Origin of the sequence: Robertmurraya sp. DFI.2.37, assembly GCF_029211245.1 — a bacterium.
In the GTDB taxonomy this organism is placed as follows: domain Bacteria; phylum Bacillota; class Bacilli; order Bacillales; family Cytobacillaceae; genus Robertmurraya; species Robertmurraya methanolica_A.
In genome coordinates this window covers 1-255 of sequence record NZ_JARGEJ010000962.1, presented here as the reverse complement: position 1 = coordinate 255, position 255 = coordinate 1, and the positions used below count along the sequence as shown (strand labels likewise).

At 52.2% G+C, this 255-nt stretch carries 1 rRNA gene; it reads left to right on the top strand.

The features are described from left to right. Window positions 1–255, top strand: a 23S ribosomal RNA gene (locus PZE06_RS29345); the annotation flags it as partial.

The window sequence follows — 255 nt, the reverse complement described above, 5'->3', positions numbered from 1 at the left end:
AAGTACCCGGAGGAAGAGAAAGCAAACGCGATTCCCTGAGTAGCGGCGAGCGAAACGGGATTAGCCCAAACCAAGAGGCTTGCCTCTTGGGGTTGTAGGACACTCTATACGGAGTTACAAAGGAACGAAGTAAACGAACAAGTCTGGAAAGGCTGGTCAGAGAAGGTAACAACCCTGTAGTTGAAACTTCGTTCCCTCTTGAGTGGATCCTGAGTACGGCGGGACACGTGAAATCCCGTCGGAAGCTGGGAGGAC